Genomic DNA, 5,295 nt, shown 5'->3' on the forward strand with positions numbered 1-5,295 from the left:
GACTCCCTGCAGCAGATCGCCAACTCGCTGGTCGAATCAGTCGATGCTCACTCGGCGAGCTGATGGCGCCAGGTGCGCCACGAGGCCGGGCCCCAACCATCTCCGAACTCCGGGGATCTCTCGACGGGGGCTGTTTTGCGAGTCCGGTCCGTACCAGAGGAGTCACTGCCCATCTCTGTACATTTCGACGCGGTCGCCCGTTTCGGTTTCCTCGAGGTGCCTCCAGGCGGTTCAGCTGGAGAGGTCGAGCGCGGCGCGGACGATGCTGTCGGTGTCCAGCCCGTGGTAGCGGTAGACGTCCTCGAGGGATCCGGATTGGCCGAAGCGGGTCACCCCTAGTGCGGTGGTGGCGACGCGGTTGATGGTGGCCAGGAAGCTCAGGGTGTGCGGGTGACCATCGAGAACGGTGATGAGGGGAGTGGCGCGATCCGAGGGGAAGACCTGATCCAGGATCCACGAATCGGCCGGCTCGTGGCCCTGCCGGGCGCGAACTGCGCGGTAGAGCAGGTCGGGGCTGGTCACGCACACGACGTCGGAAGCGATGCCGACCTGCTCGAGCCGTTCTGCTGCATGTAGGGCTTCTGGCACCACGGCACCCATCGCGGCGATGGTGATGTCCGGGTTGTTCGCGCGGCGCAAGGCGTAGGCGCCTGCCACGACTTGGCGGCGCCGACGTTCCCTGGCTGCGGGGTCGACGGGAACTGACGCCAGGGTCTGGTCGACGGGCCGGGTGGAAAGTCGGAGGTAGGACGAGCTGCCGTCCGGCTTGCCGAGCCGGCCGAGGCTGGCCAGCAGTGCCCATTCGGTGTCGATCGCGAACGCGGGTTCGTAGGTGACGCAGCCTGGCTGTTCGAGACCGATTGAGGGGGTTTTGATGGATTGGTGCGCGCCGCCCTCTGGTGCCAACGACACGCCTGACGGGGTGCCGACCAGGATTGATTGTCCGCCCGCGTAGATGCTGTAGGACCACGGTTCGAGAGCTCGCTCGACGAAGGGGTCGTAGAGAACCCCGATGGGCAGCAGCGGCTGTCCCCACCGGCTCCAGGTGGCGCCGAGCTCGCCGAGGAGGCTGACCAGGTTGGTTTCGGCGATGCCCAGCTCGATGTGCTGACCGGTCGGTCTCTCCCGCCAGTGCAGGATGGTCTCCGCGTCGTCGGCGAACCAGTCCCGGCGCTCGCTGGGCGACCACACCCCGACTTTGTTGACCCACCCGCCCAAGTTGGTCGTGGAGCTGACGTCCGGGCTGACGGTGACGACCCGGCGGGCGGCGTCCGGGGCGGCGCGGGTCAGGTCGAGCAGGACTCGGCCCAGCGCCGCTTGAGTGGTGGCTGTGCCTGTCGGCGTGCGACCGATGTCGGTCGGCAGTGACGGGGGAGTCTGGGGAGCGTGCTCAGGGCGACGCAAGCGCTCGGCGGTTTGCTGACACAGAATGTGGGCTGCGCTGTCCGAAGGGAATCCACGCCAAGGGGCGTCCAGGTCACCCCCTGTCCGCTCGGCGAGGTCCCGCATCTGGGCGTCGTTGAGCAGCGCCGAGTGGTTCTGTGGGTGGCCCTTCGTGGCCAGCCCGTATCCCTTGACGGTGTAGGCGAAGATCACCGTGGGCCGGGTGTCGTCGATCGATGCGAAGGCGCCGTCCAGCGCCTCGAGGTCGTGGCCACCGAGATTGGCGATGCCTTCCACCAGCGTGTTGTCATCGATGTTTCCGACGAGTGCGGCAATCGCGGTGTTGTCGGGTCCGTCGCCCGGCAACCGGTGGCGCAGCTCGTCGGCGTCGCAACGCAGCAACCGCTGGTACTCGGGGTTGGCCATGTCGTCGATTCGCCGCCGCAGTTCAGCGCCACCGGGCCTGGCGAACAGGCCCTCCATCACGCTTCCGTACTTCAGCGTGATGACCTGCCAGCCCGCGGCGGCGAACATGCCTTGCAGCTTGTCAGCGGCGATGTTGGGCACGACGCGGTCCAGGGACTGGCGGTTCAGGTCGACGATCCACACGACCTCTCCCAGGTCTGCGACACCGGGATCGAGCACGGCTTCCCAGACCGCGCCTTCGTCGAGCTCGGCGTCGCCCACCAGGGAGTACTGCCGACCCGTGCCGGCGCCGCTGAAGGCGGTGTCCACGTAGCGACGCGACACCGCACCCCAGATCGGCGCGGTGGCGCCGATGCCCACTGAGCCGGTCGAGTAGTCGGCAGGATCCGGATCCTTCAGGCGACTCGGATAGCTCTGCAAACCGCCGAACTCCCGAAGCCGCGGCAGGTACGAGGCATCCAGCTCACCGAGCAGGTAGTTGATCGAGTGGAGCAGTGGCGAGGCGTGCGGTTTGACCGACACCCGATCCTGCGCGCGCAGATGTCTGAACCACAGCGACGTCATGATCGACACCATCGAGGCCGAAGACGCCTGGTGCCCACCGACTTTGAGACCGGACGGGTTCGGGCGGACGAGGTTGGCGTGGTGGATGATCGCGCTCGACAGCCACAGAACACGGCGCTCGATTTCGCGGAGCACTTCGTGCTCAGCATCGGACGGGTGCGAGGTCAGCGCTGGGCTGCTCATGATGTCTCACCTTCGAGTTCAGGCAATCTGCGATCCAGCGACGGGGCATCGCGTTGAGCCGGGGTGGAGATGTCTCGCCGTGTCGAGAGCGCAGGCGGAAGCCTCGCTGCGATCTGGCCGGGGCCAGTTGCCGACAGCGGTATTTGCGGGACCAGGTGGCTACGCAGTGGTGGGAATGGCTTGCAGGAGGTCCTGCCACAGGTCTTCGACGTGCTCACATCCCACGCTCAGCCGCAGCAGCCCCGCCGGAACGTGCTCTTGACCAGGGTGCTTGGCTCGTCGTTCGATCGTGGACTCCACCCCGCCGAGACTGGTGGCGAACGCGATGATCTGCACCGCGTCGCAGGCAGCGTCCGCAGTCGTGGCGTCTTCGAGTTCGAAGCTGAGAACGGCGCCGAATCCGGTCATCTGCTCGGCCGCGAGCTTGTGGCCAGGATCGTCGGGCAATCCCGGGTAGTGCACGCGCTTGACCGCAGGATGCGTGGTAAGCCGATGCGCGAGCTCGTGAGCCGAAGTCTGGGCTGCGGCCAGGCGGACGCCCATGGTGCGGATTCCTCGCAGTGCCAGGTAGGACTCCAGCGCTCCCGGGGTTGCACCCGAGAAGGAGCGGCGCCGGGCAAGCGCGTCGTGCTTCGCCGGGTCGTTGGTGACGGTGATACCCATCAGCAGGTCGGAGTGGCCGCCCATGAACTTGGTGGCACTGTGCACGACGAAGTCGGCGCCGAGATTCAGCGGCTGTTGCAGCAACGGTGTGGCGAAGGTGTTGTCCACAACCACCTGCACTCCCGATGCGTGGGCAGTAGCCGTGATGGCCCGGAGGTCGCAGATCTCGAGCAGGGGGTTGCTCGGAGTTTCGATCCAGAGGAGGTCTGCGCCGTCGAGGTGATCGGCCAGTGAATCCGGCTGCGCGAGGTCTACGGCCTCCAAGCGCCATCGGCCGAGTTCGTGGCCTTCCTCGAGCAGGTGGCGGGTCCCCATGTACACGTCACGGGGAAGCAGCACCGTGGCCCCGGCGGGGAGTGTCTCGAGCACCGCCGCGCATGCGGCCATCCCGGAGGAGAAGGCCAGTGCGGAGCCGCCTTCCAACCGCCCCACCACGGACTCGAAGGCCGCCCAGGTCGCTGTACCGTCCGTCCGCGCGTAGCGCCGCGGTCCACGTACCCCTCCGGTGGCGGAACCGTGGTCCCCGTCCTCCTCTGTTCCGAGCTTGCCGCCCTTCTGGGAGCGGAAGTTCGAGGCGAGCGTGATGGGTGGATTCATCGGGTTGCCCGCGTCCTTCTCCGGTCGACCCTCTTCGATCAGGACCGTCTCCGGCCGCAGCTCCCAGGCTGCTTCACGGGGGGACCCATCGGCCATCTCGCCTGTCCGGCTTGCCTCGTTGGACACCGTTCCTCCTTCGATCGGAACCGAACCGTGTGGGATCAGAAGGCTGTCGTCAGCTGCTTCTCGCGCTCGGCATCCGCGGTCTGCAGGTCCGCCGACTTGGTCGCCCACTTCCTGGGCGTCGCCCAGCGTGTTGCTAGGCCGCTCCCGGCGCGGATACGAGGTCGCCTCGTTGGCGAACAGTTTTGACTATGAGGCAATAATCGTCAACCCGCGGAGCAGCCGCTCGCGGGATAGCCGTTTTGACTGAGAGGCATAATGCAGGACGTGTTGGATCCGGGACAGACGGAGAAGCTGATCGCCCAACGCCTGCTGGAGGCGCGGCATCGAAGAGGTTGGACGCTTGCCGAGGCCGCTGAGGCCAATGGGGTGTCCGTGACTCACCTGTCCCGCCTGGAACGGGGTGAGCGGCAGCCCTCCATCGGTGTCCTCATCCAGCTGGCCCGGTCCTACGGCTTGCCGTTGGGGCAACTCGTCGGCGAAGAGCCGCAAACGGCCTGCCACGTCTTCCGAAGTCGTGAGGCTCCGCTGCACGACGGTCCGGATTACAAGTACGCCGCGCTGAGCGGGATAACGGGACTGAACCTGTTGGAAGCGATCCGCCTGGAGCTTCCCGGCGGCTCTCGGACCAGCCGGGCTGCACAGCACGTTGGAGAAGAATGGCTGCTCGTGCACTCCGGTCGAGTCCGTGTGGAGATCGGCTCTGAGAGCTTCGATCTCGATCCTGGAGATGCCGCCCACTTCGATGCCCAAAGCCCGCACAGGATCTGCAATCGCGGACGGGGGCGCGCGACTGTCTTCATCGTCTCGGCTAGCTCCCCGGCAAGGAGGGGGAACGGTCACAAGTGACAGCAGCGTTGCGGGGCTCGAGCCGCGGACCGTCGTAAATCCGGTCCTCGATGTGCAGCAGGAGAGCCCGTAGGGCTGCGTTCGCAGGCTGGATCTTGTCCATTTGCCCGGTTGGCGAGTCGAGGTCGAGTCTTCCGCGTCAGTGCCCGGCGTTCGAAGCATGGCGTGATGAAGCGTGGGATGAGGCTGTCCGGACGCAGTTCGGCAGCGGCCATCGTACGACCTGGTGAGTGTCGAGGGGATCAGCTACCCGTCGGCGGTAGCTCCTCGCCCTCCGCTGTGCGGGGCCTGCTTGTGTTCGGCGACGGCTCGCTTGCAGAACGGCCGCTCATCTCCATGTAGGCAAAATTTGTTGCCTCTGGGGCTTGTCCAGAGTTTGTCTGAGAGGCAAACTCTGTCCAACTTCACGTCCCGCATCGCACAGGTGGAGCGGGCCATGTCATCTCCTTCCGACGCGGCCGCCAGTGCGTGGCCGAAGGGCTTGGTGGAAGCATCATGAGGAAATTC

The 5,295-nt window shown here is 66.3% G+C and carries 3 protein-coding genes; 1 reads left to right on the top strand and 2 read right to left on the bottom strand.

Features of this window, described 5'->3' with window-relative positions:
- Positions 1-231: 231 nt before the first annotated feature.
- A complete protein-coding gene (locus E1288_RS45855; protein ID WP_132495571.1) occupies positions 232-2,556 on the bottom strand; it encodes a transketolase-like TK C-terminal-containing protein in 2,325 nt (774 codons plus the stop codon).
- Between the two features lie 159 nt (positions 2,557-2,715).
- Entirely contained in the window at positions 2,716-3,942 is a 1,227-nt protein-coding gene (locus E1288_RS45860) for a trans-sulfuration enzyme family protein (protein ID WP_235884295.1), read from the bottom strand.
- A gap of 264 nt (positions 3,943-4,206) precedes the next feature.
- Here E1288_RS45860 and E1288_RS45865 point away from each other — a divergent pair, with 264 nt between their 5' ends.
- On the top strand, positions 4,207-4,788 hold the full coding sequence (locus E1288_RS45865; RefSeq protein ID WP_165968636.1) for a helix-turn-helix domain-containing protein: 582 nt from the start codon (positions 4,207-4,209) through the stop codon (positions 4,786-4,788).
- The last annotated feature ends 507 nt before the right edge of the window (positions 4,789-5,295 follow it).

This window comes from Saccharopolyspora elongata (assembly GCF_004348985.1).
In the GTDB taxonomy this organism is placed as follows: Bacteria; Actinomycetota; Actinomycetes; order Mycobacteriales; family Pseudonocardiaceae; genus Saccharopolyspora; species Saccharopolyspora elongata.

Bases quoted from the DNA above. Each gene is read 5' to 3' on its own strand.
- E1288_RS45855 (WP_132495571.1), bottom strand. From the start codon at position 2,556: ATGAGCAGCCCAGCGCTGACCTCGCACCCGTCCGATGCTGAGCACGAA.